We start from the raw sequence: 5941 nt of genomic DNA on the forward strand, positions 1-5941 counted from the left end.
GCCATGTGCAACGCCACCAACGACGACGAACACGCGGTATCCACCGACACCGCCGGACCCTCCAGCCCCAGCACATAGGACACCCGCCCCGAGGCCACACTCGACGACTGGCCGGTCAGCCGGAAACCCTCCGCGGCCGGTGCGGCGCCCATGCCGTATCCCTGCGTGTACACCCCGGCGAACATCCCGGTGGCGCTGCCGCGCAAGGTGCCGGGTTCAATTCCCGCCCGCTCCAGCGCTTCCCACGACAGCTCGAGGAACATGCGCTGCTGCGGGTCCATGGAGAGTGCCTCGCTGGGCGCGATGCCGAAGAAGGCCGGATCGAAGTCCGCGACACCGTCGACGAAGCCGCCGGTGCGGGTGTAGCAGGTGCCCGGGACGTCGGGATCCGGGTTATATACCCCGGCCAGGTCCCAGCCGCGATCGCTCGGGAATTCCGAGAGCACGTCGCGGCCCTCGGTCAGCATGTCCCACAGGTCGTCGGGGGAATTCACCCCGCCCGGGTAGCGGCACGCCATGCCGACGATCACGATCGGGTCGTCGTCGGTGGCGCGGGCGGCCGGGGCGTGCTTGACCTCTTGCGGGACGCCGGCGAGTTGGGTGCGGATGTAGCCGGCCAGGCCGTTGGGCGTCGGGTAGTCGAAGATCAGGGTGGGCGAAAGCGCCAGTCCGGTAGCGGTTTTGAGCCGATTGCGCATCTCGACCGCAGTCAGCGAGTCGAAGCCCAACTCCTGGAACGCCTTGTCGGGGTCGATCGCCTCGGCGCTGGTGTTCCCCAGCACGGTGGCGATGTGCGAACGCACCAGATCCAGGAGCACGGCGTGCTGCTCCGCCTCGGGCAGTCCCTCCAGGCGATGCGCCAGCGCCGATTTCGATTTGGCGGCGGCCAGCGAATCGTCGACGCGGCGGCGGGTCGGGGCGTTGATCAGATCGGTGAACATCGGCGGCACCGCGACCGCATGGGCGCGCAGCGCGCCGAGATCGATGCGGGCAGGCGCCAGGAACGGTTCGTCGACGATCAGGGCGGTGTCGAAGAGTTCCATGGCCTCGTCCGAGGACAGCGCCAAGATCCCGTCGCGCCCCAGCCGGGCGCGGTCGGCGGCATCCAGCCCGCCGGTCATGGCGCTGGCCTGGTCCCACAACCCCCAGGCGAGCGAGATCGCCGGCAGCCCGAGCGCCCGCCGATGCGCGGCCAGCCCGTCCAGGAACGTGTTCGCCGCCCCGTAGTTGCCCTGGCCCGACGAGCCCACCAGCCCGGCCATCGACGAAAACATCACGAACGCATGCAGATTCAGGTCGAGGGTCAGCTCGTGCAGGTTCCAGGCCGCGTCGATCTTGGCCCGCAATACCGCGTCGACGCGCTCGGGTGTCAGCGAGGTGACCATCGCGTCGTCCAACACCCCGGTCGCGTGAATCACGCCCGACAGCGGTCGCTGCGCGGAAAGGTCGGCGATTACCTGCGCCAGCGCCGCCCGGTCGGCCGCGTCGCACGCCACCACGCGAGCCCGGGCTCCCGCGGCCTGCAGCTCCGCGATCAACTCGGCGGATCCGGGCGCATCCGGACCGCGCCGGCTCAGCAGCACCAGGTCCTCGACGCCGTGGTGTGCCACCAGGTGACGAGCCAACGTCGAGCCGGCCATGCCGGTTCCGCCGGTGATCAGCACCGTGCCCGCTCCCAGCCCGGCTCCAGGCCCAGAAGGCACCGTCATGACGACCTTGCCGACGTGACGGGCCTGACTCAGGTACCGCAGCGCGGTACGGGCACGTCGCACGTCAAAAGTGGTGACTGGCAACGGTTCCAGCACCCCGGCGTCGAATAGTCCGGCGAGCTCCTGCATCCACTGATGCATCCGGGGACGGCCGGGCTCGAACAGGTCGAAGGCGCGGTAGCGGATGCCCGGGTACTCCTGGGCCACCACGCCCGGATCGCGGATGTCGGTCTTGCCCATCTCCAGGAACACGCCGCCGGGAGCGACGAGCCGCAGCGAGGCGTCGACGAATTCGCCGGCCAGCGAGTCCAGCACCACGTCCATCCCACGGCCACCGGTGACGGCGCGGAACTTGTCCTCGAACTCGAGGCTGCGCGAATCCGCGATGTGGTCGTCGTCGAATCCCATGGCCCGCAACGTGTCCCACTTGCCGCGGCTGGCGGTCGCGAACACCTCCAGGCCCAGGTGCCTGCCCAGCTGAACCGCGGCCATCCCCACGCCGCCGGCCGCGGCGTGCACCAGCACCCGCTGCCCCGGCTTGACGTCGGCCAGGTGTATGAACGCCATGTAGGCGGTGGTGAAAACCGCTGAGATGCCGGCCGCTTCGGCGTAGGACCAGTCGGCGGGCTTGTGCTGCAGCAGGCGCACGTCGCCGGGCACCAGCGTGCCGCTGCCGTCGGGGAAGAAGCCGTACACCGAATCACCGACGGCGAACTCGGTGACTCCCGGCCCGACCTCGACCACCACGCCGGCGCCTTCGCCACCGAGCAGCGCGTCGTGGGTGAACATCCCCAGGGTGATCATGACGTCGCGGAAGTTGGTGGCGATGGCGCGCAGGGCCACCCGGACCTGGCCCGGCTCCAGCGCGGCGCCGGCGTTGGGAACCGGCTCGAGCTGCAGGTTTTCGAAAGTGCCGGCGCTGCTGATGCCCAGCCGCCAGGGGCCCTCGGCCGGCGGCGTCATGATGCCGTCCACCGCGCGGCTGCCGCGCACCCGCGCGGTGTAGGCCGTGCCGTCGCGCAGCAACACCGCGGGCTCGCCGACCGCCAAGACGGTCGCTATCTCGCTATCGTTCAGCGCCGCATCGGAATCCACCAGTACGATCCGGCCGGGATGCTCGGTCTGCGCCGAGCGCACCAGCCCCCATACCGCCGCGCCGGCCAGATCGGGGACGTCCTGCCCCGCCAATCCCATCGCGCCCCTCGTCGCGACGATCAGCACTCCGGAGTCGCGTTCGGTCAGCCACGACTGCACGGCGGCCAGCGCCGCATGCGTGCGCTCGTACGATCCGGACACCGGATCCTGTTCGCCCGCGAGGGATTCGAACACCTCGTGGGCGGGTGGCTCGGCGCCGGACGCCGTCGTCGCGGCCGGCGACCACGCCAGCTCGAACAACCGGTCCGGGCCCGAGGCAGACACCGCCGCGCGCAGCTGCCGCTCGCTCACCGGGCGCGCGACCATCGCGCGCACCGACAGCACCGGCAGCCCGAGCCCGTCGGCCAGCTCGATCGTGACCGCTTGGGTGGCCTGCGACGTCGATGCCGGCGCGATGCGCGCGCGTACCGCCGACGCGCCCGCGGCGTGCAACGACACGCCCTGCCACGAGAACGGCAGCGCCACTTCGTCGGTCCGGCCGGCGACGTGGTGGCTGACGATCAGCGCGTGCATGGCCGCATCCAGCAACGCCGGGTGGACGCCGAACCCGTTGACGCCGCCGGCGGCGTCGGGCAACCGCACCTCGGCGAACACCTCGTCGTCGCGCACCCACGCCGCGGTCAGGCCCTGGAATGCCGGGCCGTAGCCGTAGCCGCGCGTCGCCAACTGCTCATACCCGTCGGCCGCGTCGACCTTGACCGCACCCACCGGCGGCCATGCCGACAGATCCGCGCCCGGCTCGACCGAGCCGGTGCTCAGCGTTCCTTCGGCGTGGCACACCCAGCCGGAATCGGTGTCGGGGCGGGAGAAGATCGACACCGGGCGCTGGCCGGATTCTTCGGCGGGACCGACCACTACCTGCAGGGCCACCGATGCCGCCCCGGAATCCTTGGCGGCCAACATCAACGGCGCCTGCAGCGTCAGCTCCTCGACCGTCGAGCATCCGACTTCGTCGCCGGCGCGGATCGCCAACTCCACGAAGCCCGACCCGGGGAACACCACCGTGCCGGATACCGCGTGATCGCTCAGCCAGCCCTGCAGGCTCGGCGACAGGCGGCCCGTCAGCACGACCCCGCCCGACGCCGGTAGCTCCACGACCGCGCTCAGCAGTGGATGTTCGCTGCTGCCCAGCCCCAGGCCCGAGGCGTCCGCCGAGATGCCCTCCCCGGACAGCCAAAACCGGCGCCTATCAAAGGCATACGTGGGCAGCTCGACGAAACCGGCACCGTCCACCGCGCCGCGCCAGCGCACGCTCACTCCCGCGACGAACGCGGTCGCCGCCGAGCTCAGGAATCGGTCGAGGCCGCCGTCGTCGCGTCCCAGGGTGGGGATCACGATGACTTCAGCGGCCTCGGCGCCACTGCTGACATGGTCGTTGGCGGTGTCCTCGATGCCCGCGACCAACGCCGGGTGGGGACTGGATTCGATGAACGTCCGATATCCGTGCTCGCAGGCGCTGCGCACCGCCCGGTCGAACTGCACGGTCTGCCGGATGTTGCGATACCAGTATTCGGCATCCAATCCGGCCGTGTCCAAACGGTTTCCGGTCACAGTGGAGAAGAAGGCGATGCGCGAGGAGCGCGGCTCGATACCGGACAGCACCTCGGCGAGGTCACCGCGGATCGCCTCGACCTCAACCGAGTGCGAGGCGTAGTCGACGTCGATCCGCCGGGTCCGCAGCTCGAGGTCGGCGCAGAAGCCGACGAGTTCGTCGAGCGCGGCGACCTCACCCGACACCACGACGGCCGACCGGCCGTTGACGGCGGCGATGCTGACTCGATTGCCGTAGGGCGCCAACAACTCCCGGGCGCGTTCGGTGCTGCAGGCGATGGACAGCATGCCGCCGGGACCGGCCAGTGACGTCAGCAGCTTGCTGCGCAACGTGACCACCCGGGCGGCATCGTGCAACGACAGGGCGCCGGCGACGTAGGCGGCGGCGATTTCACCTTGCGAATGGCCGATCACCGCATCGGGATTCACCCCGACCGACTTCCACAGTTCGGCCAGCGACACCATCACCGCGAAGAGCACCGGCTGCACGACGTCGACGCGGTCCAGTCCCGGCGCATCGGGCGCGCCACGCAGCACATCCGTCAGCGACCAGTCGACGAATTCGGCGAAGGCCTCATCGCATTCCTGGATCTGCCGTGCGAATACCGGTGCGGTGTGCAGCAATTCAACGGCCATACCCAGCCATTGGGAGCCCTGGCCCGGGAACACGAACACGGTCTTGCCGGCCGGCGTCGCCGTTCCCCTGATGACCGACCCGGTCGGGTCGTCGTTGGCCAGCTCGTCCAGACCGGCCAGCAGCCGCTCGCGGTCACCGCCGACGACGACGGCCCGGTGGTCGAACGTCGCGCGGCCCGCCAACGACCACCCGATGTCGGCGACATCCAGATCGCTGTGCGCGCGAATGTATTCGGCCAGCCGACCCGCCTGGGCGGCCAGCGCCGACGGTGATTTCGCCGACACCGGCCACGGAACCACCGGCGCCTTGGGACCGTCCACAGCGCGCGGCGGCTCGGCCGCCACGCCCTCGACGATGACGTGCGCGTTGGTGCCGCTGATGCCGAACGACGACACCCCCGCGCGGCGCGGCGGTTGCCGGGCTTAGGCTTCCAGGGCCGGGATTCGGTCAGCAACGACACCGAACCCGTCGACCAGTCGACGTGCGGGCTGGGCTCATCAACGTGCAGCGTCGCGGGCAAGGTCTCGTGGCGCATCGCCAGGACCATCTTGATCACCCCGGCCACCCCGGCGGCGGCCTGCGTGTGGCCCATGTTCGACTTGATCGACCCCAGCCACAGCGGCTCGCTGCGATCCTGCCCGTAGGTGGCCAGCAGGGCCTGCGCCTCGATCGGGTCACCCAACGTCGTTCCGGTGCCATGGCCCTCGACGACGTCCACATCGGCCGTCGTCAACCCGGCATTGGCCAGCGCCGCACGCACCACCCGCTGCTGCGAGGGACCATTCGGCGCGGTCAGCCCGTTCGACGCGCCGTCCTGGTTCACCGCCGAACCCCGCACCACCGCCAGCACCGGATGCCCCAGCCGCTGCGCATCCGAGAGGCGCTCCAC

General features: G+C 70.5%; 1 pseudogene. It reads right to left on the minus strand.

The window, feature by feature from the left end:
- Nucleotides 1–5941, minus strand: a pseudogene (locus A5688_RS19150) (SDR family NAD(P)-dependent oxidoreductase); the annotation flags it as partial.

This window comes from Mycobacterium mantenii (genome assembly GCF_001667865.1).
Classification (GTDB): Bacteria; Actinomycetota; Actinomycetes; order Mycobacteriales; family Mycobacteriaceae; genus Mycobacterium; species Mycobacterium mantenii_A.